Raw genomic sequence first — 17,042 nt, forward strand, 5'->3', positions numbered from 1 at the left:
TATTATTTCCCCCTCACAATTGTTCCAATTTTTTCACCCATAACGGCACGCTTGATATTGCCTTTCTCCATTATCGAGAAAACAATTAGTGGAATATCATTATCCATACAGAGTGACGATGCAGTCGAGTCCATTACAGCCAATCCTTCCTTGATTACATCAAGGTATGAAAGCTGGTCATATTTTGTTGCCGTATTATCAAGACGAGGGTCAGCTGAATAAACACCATCGACATTATTTTTGGCCATTAAGATGACGTCTGCTTCAATTTCAGCTGCTCTTAATGCGGCAGTAGTATCCGTTGAAAAATAAGGATTTCCTGTCCCAGCAGCAAAAATGACAACACGCTTTTTCTCAAGATGGCGGATCGCCCTCCGTCTAATATATGGTTCTGCAACTTGGCGCATCTCAATTGAGGTTTGTACTCGTGTTTCAATCCCCAATTGTTCAAGGCTGTCCTGTAGAGCTAACGAGTTCATAACCGTTGCAAGCATTCCCATATAATCTGCAGTAGCACGATCCATGCCCATTTCACTGCCAGTTTTACCACGCCAAATATTCCCGCCACCGACAACAACAGCAATTTCTACACCCAACTCGGCTATTTCTTTCACCTGACCTGCTATCGATTTAATAACAGTTGGATTAATTCCAAAGCTGGATTCTCCGGCAAGTGCTTCTCCGCTCAATTTTAATACAACGCGTTCGTATTTAGGGCCGCTCATAAGAACCTCCATATGTAAATTCGTTTAACAAAAGAATATATATCTTTGAAATTTGAGTATCTAGCTACAGCTCCCAGCGACTAGTGTACTTCGCCCACCTCCCTACGATAAGCCAAGCACGAATGCGCTTCCGCTCTTCGTGTTTCCTTTATCTTAGTCGGTGTGCTCCAGTCCTGTCGTGCGCTAAACGGGCGCTTCCGCTTTAAAAAAGGGGAACACACTGTGTTCCCTTTAGATTTATTGCAATACATTTACTTCGTTTTTTATATTATAATTATTTCTTAATTTGGTTCATAACTTCTTCTGCAAAGTTTTCTTCGCGTTTTTCTAAACCTTCGCCCACTTCATAGCGGATAAATTCACGAATCGTAGCACCCTTAGATTCAACAAATTGGCGAACCTTTTGATCAGGATTTTTCACGAATGCTTGGTCAAGTACGCATACTTCTTCAAAGAATTTTCCTAAACGGCCTTCAACCATTTTTGCAACAATCTTTTCTGGTTTGCCTTCGTTTAATGCCTGTTGAGTCAATACTTCACGTTCATGCTCAACTTCCTCTTGTGATACTTGGTCATGAGAGACGTATTTAGGGTTTAATGCAGCAATATGCATAGATACATCTTTCGCTGCAGCAGCATCAGTTGTGCCTTCAAGGACAGTTAACACACTAATACGGCCGCCTGCATGCAAGTACGCACCAAACGCATCGTTATCAGTTTTTGATACTACAGCAAAACGACGCAGCGAAAGTTTCTCACCAATTTTTGCAATAGCAGCATTAATATGATCCGCAACAGTTGCCCCATTTTCCATTGTTTGAGCTAATGCGTCTTCCACGTTCGCAGGTTTGTTAGCTAATAGATGCTGAGCTAATTCTTTTACAAGTGTTTGGAAGCCTTCATTTTTTGCAACGAAGTCTGTTTCAGCGTTTACTTCAAGAATAACAGCTTCATTTCCTTCAGTTAAGATATTTGTAATACCTTCTGCAGCAATACGATCTGATTTTTTCGCAGCTTTTGCAATTCCTTTTTCACGAAGAAGGTCAATTGCTTTATCCATATCTCCATCAGTTTCTGTAAGTGCCTTTTTGCAATCCATCATACCAGCACCTGTTTTTTCACGTAATTCTTTTACCATTTGGGCAGTAATTGCCATAATTACACATCCTCCTTTAATTTGTCCAGCTTCTGCGCCCAGCGACTAGTGTACTTCGCTAAACGAGCACTTCCGCTTTTCCCATTCCTATGTAGTCTACACCATATCTTTGCCAAATTAAGTAAATCTAAACAATCTTTAAAAAAAGGTGATAAAGGGGCTCCCTCTTATCACCTTTTTTTGTGTTTCCTAGCAGTTTATCCCTTATTGTGCAGCTACTTCTACTAATTCTTCGCCTTGCTTCGCTTCTAAAATAGCATCTGCCATTTTACCTGTTAATAATTTAACAGCACGAATTGCGTCATCGTTTGCAGGAATAACAACATCGATTTCATCTGGATCACAGTTTGTATCAACAATTCCTACGATTGGAATGTTCAATTTATGAGCTTCAGCAACAGCGATCCGCTCTTTGCGAGGATCAACAATGAAAAGAGCATCTGGAAGCTGTTTCATATTCTTAATGCCGCCCAGGAATTTTTCTAGACGTTCTTGTTCTTTACGTAATTGAACAACTTCTTTTTTAGGCAGTACATCAAAAGTACCATCTTCAGCCATTCTTTCGATGTCTTTTAGACGTCCGATACGCTTTTGAATGGTTTCAAAATTTGTTAAAGTTCCGCCTAACCAACGTTGGTTCACATAATACATACCTGAGCGAGTTGCTTCATCTCTAACAGAATCTTGGGCTTGCTTCTTTGTACCAACGAAAAGCATTGTACCACCGTTAGCAGAAAGTTCTTTCACCCAATTGTATGCTTCTTCTACCTTCTTAACAGTTTTTTGAAGGTCGATGATGTAAATGCCGTTACGCTCGGTGAAGATATATTTCTTCATCTTAGGGTTCCAGCGACGCGTTTGGTGTCCAAAGTGCACACCAGCTTCAAGCAATTGTTTCATTGAAATGACTGACATTTTGTTTCCTCCTAGGTTTGTTTTCCTCCGCCCATCTCATTTTTGACAGAAACTGTTCACCAACAGCACCAACTGTTCAAATCCATGAGCGTGTGTTTTTAACACCATCAAATACTATAGCACATAGAGCATTAACAATCAAGATAATGTTTATGACTCTAGCCAAATTTCAATAATAGCTCAATCTCTGTTTTTCCTTTATTAAGCTTTTTGGCAATTTCAGCGGTGGATAGTCCCTGGTTTTGCAATATCTTCACTTGGTTTATAAATAAATCCCGATAGATTTCTTCATTTTCCACTTCTGGTGGACGATTCTTGTTCTCAGTCTGTTTTACAGTTTCTTGCAGCTCAGCAGTCATGCTCTCGTTCCTATTTGCAATTGTCTTTTGATAGACCTTAACAGCTTCCTTTTTAAAAGCTTGACCCGTTGTTTCAACCCACTCCTTTGGTACTGATTCATCCATTTTGGCTGCCATACTGCTTGGAGGTGCAGCAGGTTTCTGTTCTCCGTTTAGCTGGTCAACTGTTAGATTAGCATTTGGATGTTTTGCTTTACTTACCTGTTGTAGTCGTTTTATAAATTCCTCATTTTCTTCCTTCATTTCAAAAAGAAAGGCTGAAATCTCATCTTCCATGCCTTTTTTGAATTGTTCCTGGGTTTTCTCAACCTCTAGTAAGCGGTTTTGTCTAGTGTATAAAATAATAATAAAATAAATAGAAATTCCATTTAACAGGAAGCTGATTGCTAATAGAAATGTAGCCATGGTATCCCTCTATCCGCTTAAGTTCTTCAAGCTCTTTTATTAGTTTGTTAAAAAATGACTTTTTCTAATGAGTGTCGGAGCTTAAAAAGGGCTTTTGAATGGATTTGTGAAATTCGTGATGTAGACAGATTTAAAATTTTACCAATTTCCGTTAACGTTAATTCCTCCTGATAAAAAAGACTAATGATTAGCTGTTCTTTTTCTGATAAACCTTCAATCGTGGCCGCAAGCTCCCCCAGCAATTCCTGCTTCACGATTACTTCCTCGGGTATTTCCGCTTTTTTATCCTTTAAAGTAAAATAATGATTGTCATGATCATCAGTGTCAAACGGCATTTCTTCCATTGATAAAATATTGGAAAAAAACTGTTCATTTATGGTCGTATATACTTCATCTTCGGTCATGCTAAGTTCATGAGCTATGTCAGAAATACTTGCTTTTCCCAACTTTTCCTGTTCCAGCTTTTCAATCGCTGCATCAACTTTTTTCGTTTTATCCCTTGTATTGCGGGGAAGCCAATCTTCTTTTCTTAACCCATCTAAGATTGCCCCTCTAATCCGAAATGACGCATAGGTATCAAATTTCAAATCTCTTGATTGGTCAAATTTCTCCAAGGCATCATAAAGCCCCAGCATTCCAAAGCTGCGTAATTCTTCTCTTGATACACTTTTTGGTAAACTGACTGAAATTCGTTGTACATGGTAGGATACAAGCGGCAAATACTTTCTAACAAGATAATCCCCTGAATCTGAATCACGGGTTTTTATCCATTTTTGCCAGTTTAAATGCTCTTCCAATGTAGCTGTCTGCGCCATAGTTTACCCCCTAACCATCCTGAAAAAATCGTATAAACGTAGCTTTCCTACTTTATAGTTTGTTTAAGACACACTCACTTGAAATGTGCTGGACTAGATTCGTTTCGTTTCTTGATGAATTGTTTTAATTGATAAAAATCCTTTATTAGGGTCAAATTCAATTGTCCTTCCGCTACTTCCACCGACATCTTCACTTACTAAATGAATCCTAAGCCGGTCTAATTCTTTTCTTACAGCTTCAACATTCCGCGGTCCAATCCTCATCATTTCACTGGCTGAAGCAAATTGAAACATTTGTGCTCCGCCGGCCATTTTCGCTTTTAATGCGGATTTTCTTGCTCCATTCGTGATCAACCGTGAAACCAGCACTTCAACTGCAGTATCTGCATATTTTGCAGGATTATAATCAGTTACTTTTGATAACGAAGATTCCGGCAGCATCACATGTGCAAGGCCTGCTATCTTTTTTTCAAGATCATAAATAACTAGTCCTACACAGGATCCTAAACCTGAAGTCCGGATATGATCGGGAGTTTTTACTAACTTCATATCGGCAATGCCAACTTTTTCTACATATGTGTCATTCGGCATTTCCGTTATCTCCCAAAATCTTAAATAGAATTTGAAAAGAATCAGGATCAGGCAGTAAAAAGAAATGGCCGCGCAAACTATTAGAAATACCGATGTCTTCTTCATTTACTGACGTATCAATGACAATCACATGGTCACTTACTTGGGAAGGCTCGATCAGTCCGAAGCTAATGATGGCTCCAACCATATCAATCCCAAGGGCCGGCACGGACGGGTGCAGCGAAAGGTTGGTGAAATCTGCTAGTGCCGTTAAATAGGAACCGCATAAAATATTGCCTAATTCTTGAAGGGCAGAAAGAGCCAGTTCATTATAGGGTGGTTCCGAAAATGTAAAATCAGGATCCCCAATCATTTTACTAATAAAATGGGCTGCATGCGGAAGGGAAAGAACAAAAAACATGCTGCCCGGTGCATCCCCTTCAATCCGTAAAAAAACACTGGCCACGACCTGTTCCGAACCGCCGGCCATTTCAACCATTTCATCAAAACTAACAATTTCTACTTTTGGAACGTTCATCTCGATTTTTTTATTAAAAAGCTGGGAAAGAGCCGTTGCTGCATGTCCTGCTCCAATATTTCCAATTTCTTTTAAAAAATCAAGATGTAAGGATGTAAATTGATCCATAAACGCCATCGTCTTTTACCCTAGTACCCTTCTACAATTTTTTCATTCAGAACTTTTTCAAGATCTAATAAAATTAACAATCGTTTTCCTAATTTAACAACACCGTTAATATACTCAACTTCCGTTCCGCTGACAATTTCTGGCGGGGGCTCAATTGAATCCTTTGAAATATCAATGACATCATTTGCTGCATCGACAATTAGGCCTACATCCAGCCCGTCGAGAACTGCAATAATGATCCTGGTATGGTCTAGATAATCGCCTTCATTTAGTCCAAAGCGATCTCTAAGATCAACAATCGGAGTCACGACACCGCGGAGATTAATCACACCTTTTATATAGGAAGCTGTACCCGGAACTCTTGTAATATGCTGAATTTTTTCAATTGAGCGTACCTGTTCAACCGGTATCGCATACTCTTTTTCTTTTAGTTGGAAGACAATGATTTTAAGCTCTGAATTCAAGGTTTCCCCCACACCGTTCACTCCTCCATACTTCTTTTCTAATCTGGATTTGAATTTTTTCTATTGTCCAGCTCCGACGCACAGGACGTGCTAGTGCCGACGTTGCCGCCAGGAAGGCGTCGCTTTTAGTCGGCCAGCACCCATCGACTAGTGTACTTCGCTAAACGGGCGATTCGCTTTTCTTATTTAATTAACGCATTACAATCAATGATTAAGGCAACTTGTCCATCTCCGAGAATGGTCGCTCCGGAAATTGCAAATACATTCGTTAAATAGTTTCCGAGTGATTTCAGCACAATTTCCTGCTGACCAATAAAGGAATCAACCACAAGTCCTGCTAGCCTGTCCCCTTTTCGAACCATGACTACCGAATAGAAACTAGCAGAATCATCGATTACAGGAACTTCGAATATATCCTTTAAGAAAAGAAGCGGGACCACTTTGCCACGGTAATCAATCACCTTTTGACTATGAGCATTTAAAATATCAACTTTTTTTACTATTGCCGTTTCTATTATAGAAGACAGTGGAATCGCGAATTTTTCTGCCTGAATTCCCACAAGCATTGCGGAAATAATCGACAATGTTAATGGCAGTTGGATGGAGAATATCGAACCCTTTCCCAAAATAGAATCAATGGTTACTGTTCCTCCAAGTGATTCAATCGTATTTTTAACGACATCCAGTCCGACTCCACGTCCAGAAATATCTGAGATTTTTTCTGCGGTGGAAAAACCTGAGGCAAAAAGCAATTCATAAACCTGCTTATCCGTTAGTCCTGCAGCAGCCTGGGCTGAAATAATTTTATTACTTATGGCTTTGGCTGCAATCTTTTCTCTATTAATACCGGCTCCATCATCTTCGATTTCAATAAAGACATGATTACCGCTATGATAGGCTTTCAGACGAACGTTCCCTTCTTCAGGTTTTCCGCATGCCTTGCGAACCTCTGGTGTTTCAATCCCATGGTCAAGAGCATTGCGAATTAAATGAACGAGTGGATCGCCAATTTCATCGATAACCGTCCGGTCCAATTCCGTTTCAGCACCAATAATCTCAATGTTAATTTTTTTATTAAGGTCTCTTGCCAATTGACGAACCATGCGTGGAAACCGATTAAATACTGTCTCCACCGGAACCATGCGCATATTTAAAATGATCGTTTGCAGGTCACCTGATATTCTTGACATTCGCTCGACTGTCTCTTGAAGCTCTTGATTGTTTAAATCTCGGGAAATTTGCTCGAGTCTTCCTCGGTCAATGACAAGCTCCTCAAATAAATTCATTAAAATATCAAGCCTCTCAATATTGACACGGATCGTTTTACTGCCGACATTTGCTTTTCCAGCAACTGGCTTCTTATCAACTTCATGTTCATCAGGCTTTTCTGCTTTTCCGCCTGTCTCTTCCACAAACTGCCCACTTTGGGATGGTTCATCCAAGACTACTTCTTCTTGATTGGGGAAAAACCGGTGAATTCTCTCAGTTAAAAGCGGTAGAGCTTCTACCCGTTCTACCTCAGATACATTCAGGATCGATTGGACAATCTTCGTTTCTTCTTCCATTGAAACCAACGTTACCATAAATTGCTGGTCAAACTTTTCTTCTTCGAGCTGTTCAACAGGCGGGGTGCTTTTAATCACTTCACCAAGTGACTCCAGCACTTCAAATACCATGTACACCCTGGCTCCCTTTAATAAACAGTCTTCTCTTAACGTAATCGTAATTTCATATGTATGAAAACCTTGCTCCATTGCTTGCAGCAGAATGGTATATTCATATTCATCATAAGTATTTATCACTGGTTGATTAACAACTTCTACAGCAGCTGCACTTTCAGCCTTATCTGCTAAAACATCGGGGCTCTCCCCTTTTTCAATCAGCTTAAACTTTTGAATCACATCAGAAACATCGCATTTCCCGTCACCGCCTTCGGAAATGGAGACGATCATTTCTTCCAAGTGTTCGGTTGCCAAAAAAACAATGTCCAACAATTCAGTTGTTACCATTAGCTTCTTTTGGCGGATGGCATCGAGAACATTTTCCATCTGGTGTGTCAAGCTGGCAAGATCCTCGTAGCCCATCGTGGCAGACATGCCTTTTAACGTATGCGCTGAACGGAAAATTTCGTTTACAATGGTAAGATCATCAGGACTTTTTTCCAGTTCCAACAAATGTTCATTGCATGCTTGCAAATGCTCTTTACTTTCTTCAATGAAAACTTCTAAATATTGACTCATATCCATGCCCAATCACCCCTCGACATTAAACATATTTCAGAATCGTTCCTGCGATGTCATCAACATTCTGTACCTCGTCAATAAAATTTGTTGAAATTGCTGCTTTTGGCATTCCGAATACGATCGATGTTTCTTCTGATTCAGCAATGGCTTTGAGTTTACCCATTTGATGCAATTGGATTAGTCCCTTCTTCCCATCTGCGCCCATTCCCGTCATAATCACGGCTATTTTTGCATAGCCAGTTATTTCGCTGACCGATTCAAACATAAGGTCAACTGAAGGACGCAGGCCATTTCTCAATTCAGATTGATCAAGCTCGACCGCTAATCGGTCTCCCATTTTTTTTATCTTTAAATGATATCCTCCAGGAGCAATATAAGCAGTTCCGTTTTCCAGCAATTCTCCGTTCTCTGCTTCTTTAACTGTAAGCTTAGATAAAGAGTTTAGCCTAATTGCAAGTGATCTTGTAAATCCCTCCGGCATGTGCTGAACAATCAAAATCGGTGCCTTAATTGTCGCTGGCAGCTTGCTTAATACAGTTTGTAATGCCCTAGGCCCACCTGTTGAAGTACCAATACAAATTAGCTTTTTTGCTGACTGTTCCCACTCAGTTGCTGATTGGGTTAAAATGTTTGAAGAATCTAGTTCTATTTTACTACTATTTTTGAAATGGGTTGGAAAAAGATTTTTCCTAGGTTGAATCATCGAGAGTCCTTTCAGATTTGCTTTACTAGCAGCAAGTACTTTTTCAATAATTTCATCACTTATTTTTTCCAAATCCAATGAAATCGTACCTGAAGGCTTAGCAATAAAATCGAAGGCACCATTTTGCATCGCTAAAAAGGTATTTTCCGCTCCCTCCCTCGTTGTGCTCGAAAGCATTACAACTGGAACTGGCGATTCCTTCATAATAATTTTCAAGGCATCGATTCCGTTTATGACCGGCATTTCAATATCCATTGTCACAACATCAGGCTTAAGCTTTTTTATTTTTTGAATTGCGTCTAACCCGTTTCTAGCAGTCCCAGAGATTTCAATTCTGTTGGAAGTTAATAGAATCTCCTGGATCAGCTTGCGCATAAATGCCGAGTCATCAGCGATAAGTACTTTTATTTTCTCCATTCTAGTCACTTACCTTTCAAACAGGAATTTCTTTAACCTTGAAACAAATGAAACAGATTGATTTGCTGGAATTTGCCCTACTCCTTCGATATAACGGCTCACAAGTTCCTCCAAAGCAAGTGAGGCTTTCGATTTAGGATTAAAGGTCATAAACGGGATTTGCCTGTTAACGGCTTGTTGGACAGAACGATCATCCGGCAAGACTCCGAGCCAAACAGGCTCCATATCCAAAAACCTTTTGACTACCTTGGTTAGCCTGTTTAGCGTTGCAGATCCTTCTTGAACTGAATTTGTTCGATTAGCGACAAGCTGAAAAGGGAGTTTTGCATCCGCTAAATGCAAATATTTAATAATTGCATAGGCATCCATCAATGCTGTTGGTTCTGGTGTTGTAATCACGATAATTTCATGAACAGATAATAGAAACTTTAAGGATTCTTGACTGATCCCGGCACCCATATCAAAAATGAGGTAATCATATTCTTCGAGAAAAGTATCCAGATCATCAGAAAGTGTCCCTAAACGGTCCTGATTCACTAACTGCCCTAACCCAGTTCCGCCGCCAATAAATTTAACTCCTTCTGGGCCCTCCATAATAATGTCTGTAATCCTAGAAGTACCTGTTAAATAATCGACAATCGTCCTTTCGGAGGATCTGCCCATTAATATATCTAAATTGCCCATCCCTATATCCATATCAAACAATAAAACGTTTAATCCCCGTTTTGAGAGAGAAATCGAAAAGTTCAAGGAAAAGTTAGACTTACCTACCCCGCCTTTTCCGCTAACAACAGCAATCGCCTTTGTTTTTGGTTTCAATCCATGCCTTCTCTGTAATCTCAACCTTAAGCTCTCCGCCTGGTCTTTCATGTTATTTTGCCCCTATTAATAAATTTGTTATTGTGTTGGGACTTGCAATCATAACGTCATCCGGAACATTTTGTCCGGTGGTAATATAGGCAACACCTATTTCATACTTTTCAATCATGTTCATCATTGACCCAAAGACCGCCGTTTCATCTGCCTTTGTAAAAATGAATTTATCAATCTTTATCGAGGAAAACTGCTGAAAAATAGCTTCCATATCTTTCTGCTTTCCGGTAAGTGCCAGCACAAGGTAAGTTTGTATATCAATCGTAAAATCGATGACCCTACTTAGTTCATTCACGTATTGTTTGTTTCGAAAATTTCGCCCTGCCGTATCAATAAGAACAACATCATAGGGTGCGAATTTTTTAACTGCTCCCTGAAAATCCTCGAGTGTATAGCATACTTCAAGTGGTATATTTAATATTTGAGCATACGTTTTTAATTGTTCAATCGCTGCAATCCGATAGGTATCCGTTGTGATGAAAGCAACCTTTTTATGATGATTCAAGATACATTCCGCGGCAATTTTAGCCAGCGTGGTCGTTTTTCCAACGCCGGTCGGACCAATCACATTTACAAATTTTTTCGTAAATGTGATTCCGCCAAAGGGTTTATCATTCAGATACTTTAAGATTTCTTCTTTTAAAAATCCCCGTAATTCCTCAGCTGAACAATTCATTCCAGCTGCAAACCATTTTTCCATTAAACCGGCTGTATATTTTTCCATTAAGGAAGCGGAGAATTCCTGTTCATTCATCCAATCCAAGAGCTTTTGAACAGGCTCAGGGTATATGCCTTGAATTTGTGCAGATTGAAAGGATTGGGATTGAATTAACTCCTTTATATTGGATATTTCCTTTAAAATGTCAGCTGACTGATTAGATTGTAAAGGAGATTCTTTGATTATGTCCCGTTGATTGTCTAGTTGTGTCTGCGTTTGCTTATTTGGTATCGGTACGAAACTTGGTTGCTTTTCTTTAAGTATTGGTTTTGATTCATGTTTCGCTACCTGATCAACAGCAGCAATGATTTCAATATTTTTTTTGCGAAAAAATCCTAAAAATCCACTAGTATAAACAATTCGGGAATTTAAAATAACAGCCTCGTTTCCCAATTCATTTCGGACGCTCTTCATTGCATCCGGCATTGACTTAGCTGTGAATTTTTTTACTTTCAATCGACATTCACCACCCCAACACTTTGTACTTCGACATTTGCTTCCAACTCATTATAGGATAGAATCGGCACCTTCGGAAAATAACGCTCGGTCAGCTGCCTTACGTACATGCGTACTGCGGGGGAGCAAAGCACAATTGGTGTTTGTTCCAACATTGAAAATTGCTCGATGTTTGCAGCAATGGATTCTAAAATTCTTTGGGAAATAGACGGATCGAGTGCTAAATAATTGCCATGCTCAGTCTGTTGAATGGCATCAGCCACTGATTTTTCAGCCTTTCCTGAAAGCGTAGCAACCTTTAATGTCTCACCTTGTCCCACAAATTGATTAGTAATTTGTCTTGCCAGAGCTTGCCTTACGTATTCTGCTAAAATATCCGTATCACTTGTTACTTTGCCAAAGTCAGCCAGCGTTTCAAAGATAACCGGCAGATTTCTAATTGAAACATTTTCTTTTAGTAGCTTTGTCAGTACTTTCTGAACTTCACCAACTGAAAGGGGATTTGGCGATACCTCTTCAATCAGAATTGGATAGCTTTCTTTCACATGATCGATTAGCTGTTTCGTCTCCTGCCGACCTAACAGTTCGTGAGCATTTGCCTTTATCACTTCTGTCACGTGTGTCGATACAACGGACGGAGGGTCGACAACGGTATAACCAAAAATCTCAGCCCGCTCTTTCATTTCTTCTGTAATCCATTTCGCTGGAAGACCAAATGATGGTTCAATCGTGTCAATTCCTTCAATTGAATCATCCTCGATCCCAGGGCTCATTGCTAAATAATGGTCAAGAAGAAGCTCCCCTCTTGCCATTTCATTCCCCTTAATTTTCAGCCGATATTCATTGGGCTGAAGCTGAATATTATCGCGAATTCTCACAACCGGGATGATTAAACCTAGCTCTATTGCCAGCTGGCGGCGAATCATCACGATTCGATCCAATAAATCTCCACCTTGGTTTGTGTCTGCTAATGGAATGAGACCATATCCAAATTCAAATTCAATCGGATCCACATTTATCAGACTAATGACACTCTCAGGGCTTTTCATTTCATCTGTTTGCATTGATTCTTCCATCTGCTCCAATTGCAATTTGTCTGGTTCCGGGACCTTCGAGAACATATAGCCACCAAAAACAAGCATCCCCGCAACTGGGATGGTTAATGTATCATTGATCGGTGTAAATAATCCTAATAGAAAAATGGTTCCTCCCGCTACATAAAGCAGTTTAGGATAGGCTAAAAGCTGTGAAGTAATCTCCTGACCGAGATTTCCTTCTGAGGCTGCTCTTGTTACGACAATCCCCGTCGCTGTCGAAATAAGCAATGCCGGAACTTGGCTGACAATCCCATCACCAACTGATAACAAGGAAAAGTGCTTAGCTGCATCTGCTAATCCCATTCCCTGCTGGAGCATGCCAATAATAATCCCAGCAGTTAAGTTAATAAAGACAATGATGATACTTGCGATAGCATCACCCTTTACAAACTTGCTGGCACCATCCATTGCTCCATAAAAATCTGCTTCTCTGCTAACTTTCTGACGTCGTTCCCTTGCCTGTTGTTCCGAAATCATTCCAGCATTTAAATCAGCATCGATACTCATTTGCTTACCTGGCATGGCATCTAGTGTAAAGCGTGCTGCTACTTCCGAAACACGTTCAGACCCCTTTGTAATGACAATAAATTGGATGATAATCAAAATTAAAAACAAGATAAGCCCGACAACAATATTGCCTCCAACAACAAATGTCCCAAATGTTTCAACGACACCGCCAGCGTCTCCATGAGTTAGGATTGCCCTTGTTGTCGATACATTTAAACCAAGCCGAAATAATGTCAGCAATAATAAGAGAGAAGGAAATACTGAAAATTGGAGAGGCTCTGTCATATTCATCGAAACAAGAATAACCAACAATGCTAACGTGATATTTAAAATAATTAAGATACTAAGAAGCCAAGTAGGAAATGGGATGATTAACATGGCAATGATTAAGATGACACTTATTAATACGGACAGGTCTCTTGCTGACATTCTTCTCTCTCCTTTCATACGGCTTCCTAATTTCATTCTATTCTCTATGTTACATTTTCTTTTTTGCACGATAAACAAACGCAAGAATTTCGGCAACAGCCTTAAAAAACTCTTCCGGGATGATGTCACCAATTTCAGTCTGGCTATACAAAGCCCTTGCTAACGGGCGATTTTCCACCATCAGCACTTCATTTTCTTTTGCAATACTCTTTATTTTTTGGGCTGTAAAATCGACCCCTTTGGCGACCACGAAGGGAGCATCCCGTTTTGATTCATCATACTTGATGGCGACTGCATAATGCGTCGGATTTGTGATTACCACATCGGCCTTTGGCACTTCCTGCATCATTCTTTGCATCGCCATTTCCCGCTGTCTTTGCTTAATCCGCGATTTGATGAGCGGGTCCCCTTCCATATTTTTATATTCATCCTTAATGTCCTGTTTTGACATGCGTATACTTTTTTCAAAATCATATTTTTGATAGAGATAATCTAGGAGCGCCAAAAAAAGGAGCGCTCCCGAGGCATATAACCCCATCTGAACAGTTAAACTGCCTAACGTAACCAGGGCTGTGCCGACTGATTTTTGTGAAAGGACCAGAATTTCCGGCATCCTCTTCCACAACACTGCAAATGTTACAATCCCAACAAAACTAATTTTCAGGAGCGATTTTATTAGCTCAACAATGGATCTCATTGAAAAGATTCTTTTAAAGCCGCTGATCGGGTTAATTTTTTCAAGTTTCGGCATAATCGCCTCACTTGTAAACATGAAGCCAACCTGAGCAATGTTTGCCACTACTCCTGCTGCTAATGCAACTAGTAAAATCGGTCCAAGATACAGGGCTAGTTCTTTCAAGATCGTTAAAAAAATAACACGAAGGTTTCCTGGTGTAGCTTCCATCAACATATATTCTTGGAACGAATTTTTAAACAAGGATAAGATTCCTGTTAATAAATAATTTCCGGCCATCATCAAAAACAGAAAAACTGCAAGTAACACAACCGCAGTATTAATATCCTGACTCTTGGCAGTTTGACCCTTTTTTTTTGCATCCTGACGCTTTTTAGGTGTTGCTCTCTCTGATTTTTCACCGGCAAACAATTGCAAATCAAGCGACAAAAGCATTTAATTAGAACCTCCAAGCAGCTGCATCATATCGCGCATTGTCACTAGCATTGTTTCTGTCAAATGGGAGACAAGCGTCAGCATGACACCCATAACTGCCACAATGACAAGAAAACTGACAATGATCTTGACCGGCATCCCAACCACAAATATGTTTAGCTGCGGAACCGTTCTGGCAACAATTCCGAGGGCGACATCTACAAGAAAAAGACTTCCTACGATAGGAGCGGACATTTGGAATGCGACCATAAACATTGAGCTAAACGAGCGGACAAAATAGGCTACAACATTGCTGTTTCCAAGCGGCAGCCAAGGCTGAGTGATGGGAATAAACCGATAGCTGTTGTAGATCCCATCAATTAATAAGTAATGTCCATTAAAAGTAAGTAAGAATAATAGTCCAAATGTATATAAATATTGACCCATTAACGGGCTTTGTGCACCTGTCTGAGGATCGATTACATTCGCAATCGAAAATCCCATTTGAAAATCAATTAAGCCGCCAGCAATTTGGATGGCAGATAAAATCATATAAGCGGTAAATCCAATCAGTAATCCAACTAATGCCTCTTTCATAATAAGTAAAAAATAGACTCCGTTTATTTCGAGCACCGGTGGCTGAATCGCATAAAAAATCAGCCATGATAGGAAAAATCCTAAGCCAACTTTAAGTGCGGACGGTATTGTTCTATAGGAAAACAATGGCATCATTACAAAAAACGACGTCACTCTTACTAGGATTAAAAGGAAAGCTGGAAACTTCGGCAGCAATTCATTCATTTCATCAGCCTACAAATCTAGTTAAATTTGAAAATATTTCAGTTGCATATGAAAGCATATGACTTAGCATCCACGGACCAAAAACGACAAGACCGATCAACACTGCAACAATTTTTGGCACAAAGGCAAGCGTCTGCTCCTGAATTTGTGTAGTAGCTTGAAAAATACTTATAATAAGTCCGACAACCAATGCCAGTAGAATTATCGGACCGCTGACCATTAAAACAGTATATATTCCTCTTTCTGCGATCCTAATAATCATATCTGGATTCAATGAAACTCACCTCTGTTTAAAAGCTTTCCAGAAGCGATTTTACTACCAAATACCAGCCGTCTACCATGACAAATAATAGAATTTTGAACGGCAGTGAAATCATCACTGGCGGCAGCATCATCATTCCCATTGACATTAAAACGCTCGCGACGACCATGTCGATGACAAGAAATGGGATAAAAATCATAAAACCTATCTGAAAAGCAGTTTTCAATTCACTAATAGCATAAGCGGGAACGAGTGCTGTTAATGGGATATCTTGAATCGTTTTTGGCTTTTCCACCTTAGCGTAATCTAAAAATAGCTGGAGGTCCTTTTGTCTTGTATGAGCACTCATAAAATCTTTAAATGGACCTGCAGCTTTGTCATATGCCTGTTCAAGGGTAATCTTTTCATTAAACAGCGGCGTAAGAGCTTTTTGGTTAACTTCCTGAAAGGTTGGTGCCATAATAAAAAATGTTAAAAATAACGATAATCCAACGATAACTTGGTTCGGTGGCATTTGCTGAGTAGCAAGCGCTGTTCTGACAAAAGAAAGCACAACGACAATTCTTGTAAAACAGGTCATTAAGATTAAGATGCTGGGAGCTAACGAAAGTACAGTTAACAGCAAAAGCAATTTGACAGATGTTGATACATTTTCAGGTGAATTACTGTTGAAAAACTCCATAAACTGACTCATTCTTTGTTTGACCCTTTCTGCTCCATCTCTTCAAATAGCTTTTTTCTTCCTTTTGAAAGCTCGTCCAGCTGTGCCTTAAAAAAGGATGTAAATTCTGCATTTTCCTTTTTAGGTGTTTGCCACTTCTTTGTTTTCTCAATTACCTTTGTGACAATATCGCTTGGTTGAACAAGCTGTTCCAGCTTATTGTTATAGTCTGAGAGAATCTGCTCACGTTCATTTGGATCGTCAATTTCCTCCAATAGCTGGACATTCTCTCCTACACCAATGATGAAAAGCCTGTTTGCTATTTTGACAATTTGCACGGAACGATTTGCTCCAAGTACTGTTCCCCCTAGATTTTCAACAAGCTGGGTGGATTTAAAGTTCCTGCTTTTTTTATTAATAAACTTCAGCAGAAAGTAGAGAAGCGCCACTACAAAAATTGTGGCTAAAATCATTCGGACAAAATCCCAAATTGTGATTCCAACTTGACCTGCCGTGTCTTTTTGACTGACACTTTGTTTAGCTGCAGAATTATTTGAATCCTGACATTTTTCTGGATGCTGCAGGCAGTCTTTCACACTATTATTCAATTGCTCTGCAAAAGCAATCTGCTGTGTACTGATTAGTGCAAAAAAAACTATGAGTGCTGCCGTTAACCATTTTTGAATATTTACCAAGGCACTGCACCTCTAAT

The 17,042-nt window shown here is 39.7% G+C and carries 18 protein-coding genes; all 18 read right to left on the reverse strand.

Annotated features, from left to right (window positions below):
* Positions 1 to 2 precede the first annotated feature (2 nt).
* The 18 genes from pyrH to JN080_RS13180 all read right to left on the reverse strand — a co-directional run bounded on the left by pyrH (position 3) and on the right by JN080_RS13180 (position 17,025).
* The gene (gene pyrH, locus JN080_RS13095) at positions 3 to 725 is read right to left on the reverse strand and encodes a UMP kinase (RefSeq protein ID WP_256236455.1); all 723 of its coding nucleotides are present in this window, start codon (positions 723 to 725) and stop codon (positions 3 to 5) included.
* Positions 726 to 999: 274 nt separating this feature from the next.
* Positions 1,000 to 1,881, reverse strand: a complete 882-nt coding sequence (tsf, locus tag JN080_RS13100) for a translation elongation factor Ts (protein ID WP_256236456.1) — start codon at positions 1,879 to 1,881, stop codon at positions 1,000 to 1,002.
* 204 nt (positions 1,882 to 2,085) lie between these two features.
* Positions 2,086 to 2,796, reverse strand: coding sequence for a 30S ribosomal protein S2 (gene rpsB, locus JN080_RS13105; protein WP_256236457.1), 711 nt, complete (start codon positions 2,794 to 2,796; stop codon positions 2,086 to 2,088).
* Between the two features lie 158 nt (positions 2,797 to 2,954).
* Positions 2,955 to 3,560, reverse strand: a complete 606-nt coding sequence (locus tag JN080_RS13110; protein WP_256236458.1) for a hypothetical protein — start codon at positions 3,558 to 3,560, stop codon at positions 2,955 to 2,957.
* 47 nt (positions 3,561 to 3,607) lie between these two features.
* The gene (locus JN080_RS13115; RefSeq protein ID WP_256236459.1) at positions 3,608 to 4,375 is read right to left on the reverse strand and encodes a FliA/WhiG family RNA polymerase sigma factor; all 768 of its coding nucleotides are present in this window, start codon (positions 4,373 to 4,375) and stop codon (positions 3,608 to 3,610) included.
* A 93-nt stretch (positions 4,376 to 4,468) separates the two neighbouring features.
* The gene (locus tag JN080_RS13120) at positions 4,469 to 4,975 is read right to left on the reverse strand and encodes a chemotaxis protein CheD (protein WP_375141652.1); all 507 of its coding nucleotides are present in this window, start codon (positions 4,973 to 4,975) and stop codon (positions 4,469 to 4,471) included.
* Positions 4,956 to 5,600 carry a chemotaxis protein CheC gene (locus JN080_RS13125; protein WP_256236461.1) on the reverse strand — a complete coding sequence of 215 codons (645 nt, stop codon included), beginning with the start codon at positions 5,598 to 5,600 and terminating at the stop codon, positions 4,956 to 4,958. The genes JN080_RS13120 and JN080_RS13125 overlap by 20 nt, the downstream gene beginning before the upstream one ends.
* Positions 5,601 to 5,611: 11 nt before the next feature.
* Positions 5,612 to 6,067, reverse strand: coding sequence for a chemotaxis protein CheW (locus tag JN080_RS13130; protein ID WP_256236462.1), 456 nt, complete (start codon positions 6,065 to 6,067; stop codon positions 5,612 to 5,614).
* 170 nt (positions 6,068 to 6,237) lie between these two features.
* The gene (locus JN080_RS13135; RefSeq protein WP_256236463.1) at positions 6,238 to 8,301 is read right to left on the reverse strand and encodes a chemotaxis protein CheA; all 2,064 of its coding nucleotides are present in this window, start codon (positions 8,299 to 8,301) and stop codon (positions 6,238 to 6,240) included.
* Positions 8,302 to 8,320: 19 nt separating this feature from the next.
* Positions 8,321 to 9,418, reverse strand: coding sequence for a protein-glutamate methylesterase/protein-glutamine glutaminase (locus JN080_RS13140; RefSeq protein WP_256236464.1), 1,098 nt, complete (start codon positions 9,416 to 9,418; stop codon positions 8,321 to 8,323).
* A 9-nt stretch (positions 9,419 to 9,427) separates the two neighbouring features.
* A complete protein-coding gene (locus tag JN080_RS13145; protein WP_309144675.1) occupies positions 9,428 to 10,237 on the reverse strand; it encodes a MinD/ParA family protein in 810 nt (269 codons plus the stop codon).
* A gap of 52 nt (positions 10,238 to 10,289) precedes the next feature.
* Positions 10,290 to 11,465, reverse strand: coding sequence for a flagellar biosynthesis GTPase FlhF (gene flhF, locus JN080_RS13150; protein WP_256236466.1), 1,176 nt, complete (start codon positions 11,463 to 11,465; stop codon positions 10,290 to 10,292).
* Positions 11,462 to 13,498, reverse strand: a complete 2,037-nt coding sequence (gene flhA / locus JN080_RS13155) for a flagellar biosynthesis protein FlhA (RefSeq protein WP_256236467.1) — start codon at positions 13,496 to 13,498, stop codon at positions 11,462 to 11,464. The genes flhF and flhA overlap by 4 nt, the downstream gene beginning before the upstream one ends.
* Before the next feature lie 49 nt (positions 13,499 to 13,547).
* On the reverse strand, positions 13,548 to 14,627 hold the full coding sequence (gene flhB, locus JN080_RS13160) for a flagellar biosynthesis protein FlhB (RefSeq protein ID WP_256236468.1): 1,080 nt from the start codon (positions 14,625 to 14,627) through the stop codon (positions 13,548 to 13,550).
* Positions 14,628 to 15,407, reverse strand: a complete 780-nt coding sequence (fliR, locus tag JN080_RS13165; protein WP_256236469.1) for a flagellar biosynthetic protein FliR — start codon at positions 15,405 to 15,407, stop codon at positions 14,628 to 14,630. It abuts the gene before it with no gap.
* 4 nt (positions 15,408 to 15,411) lie between these two features.
* Positions 15,412 to 15,669: a flagellar biosynthesis protein FliQ gene (gene fliQ, locus JN080_RS13170; protein WP_375141653.1), complete on the reverse strand. Its 258-nt coding sequence runs from the start codon at positions 15,667 to 15,669 to the stop codon at positions 15,412 to 15,414.
* Positions 15,670 to 15,697: 28 nt separating this feature from the next.
* Positions 15,698 to 16,363 carry a flagellar type III secretion system pore protein FliP gene (gene fliP / locus JN080_RS13175; protein ID WP_256236471.1) on the reverse strand — a complete coding sequence of 222 codons (666 nt, stop codon included), beginning with the start codon at positions 16,361 to 16,363 and terminating at the stop codon, positions 15,698 to 15,700.
* Positions 16,360 to 17,025, reverse strand: a complete 666-nt coding sequence (locus JN080_RS13180) for a flagellar biosynthetic protein FliO (RefSeq protein ID WP_256236472.1) — start codon at positions 17,023 to 17,025, stop codon at positions 16,360 to 16,362. Before JN080_RS13180 ends, fliP begins: the two co-directional genes overlap by 4 nt.
* Positions 17,026 to 17,042: the final 17 nt, after the last annotated feature.

The organism is Bacillus sp. EB600 (assembly GCF_024494385.1).
In the GTDB taxonomy this organism is placed as follows: domain Bacteria; phylum Bacillota; class Bacilli; order Bacillales; family Cytobacillaceae; genus JAEVLT01.

Bases quoted from the DNA above. Each gene is read 5' to 3' on its own strand.
- tsf (WP_256236456.1), bottom strand. From the start codon at position 1,881: ATGGCAATTACTGCCCAAATGGTAAAAGAATTACGTGAAAAAACAGGT.
- JN080_RS13110 (WP_256236458.1), bottom strand. From the start codon at position 3,560: ATGGCTACATTTCTATTAGCAATCAGCTTCCTGTTAAATGGAATTTCT.
- flhA (WP_256236467.1), bottom strand. From the start codon at position 13,498: ATGTCAGCAAGAGACCTGTCCGTATTAATAAGTGTCATCTTAATCATT.
- JN080_RS13115 (WP_256236459.1), bottom strand. From the start codon at position 4,375: ATGGCGCAGACAGCTACATTGGAAGAGCATTTAAACTGGCAAAAATGG.
- pyrH (WP_256236455.1), bottom strand. From the start codon at position 725: ATGAGCGGCCCTAAATACGAACGCGTTGTATTAAAATTGAGCGGAGAA.
- JN080_RS13125 (WP_256236461.1), bottom strand. From the start codon at position 5,600: ATGGCGTTTATGGATCAATTTACATCCTTACATCTTGATTTTTTAAAA.
- fliR (WP_256236469.1), bottom strand. From the start codon at position 15,407: ATGAATGAATTGCTGCCGAAGTTTCCAGCTTTCCTTTTAATCCTAGTA.
- flhB (WP_256236468.1), bottom strand. From the start codon at position 14,627: ATGCTTTTGTCGCTTGATTTGCAATTGTTTGCCGGTGAAAAATCAGAG.
- JN080_RS13140 (WP_256236464.1), bottom strand. From the start codon at position 9,418: ATGGAGAAAATAAAAGTACTTATCGCTGATGACTCGGCATTTATGCGC.
- fliQ (WP_375141653.1), bottom strand. From the start codon at position 15,669: ATGATTATTAGGATCGCAGAAAGAGGAATATATACTGTTTTAATGGTC.
- JN080_RS13135 (WP_256236463.1), bottom strand. From the start codon at position 8,301: ATGGATATGAGTCAATATTTAGAAGTTTTCATTGAAGAAAGTAAAGAG.
- rpsB (WP_256236457.1), bottom strand. From the start codon at position 2,796: ATGTCAGTCATTTCAATGAAACAATTGCTTGAAGCTGGTGTGCACTTT.
- fliP (WP_256236471.1), bottom strand. From the start codon at position 16,363: ATGAGTCAGTTTATGGAGTTTTTCAACAGTAATTCACCTGAAAATGTA.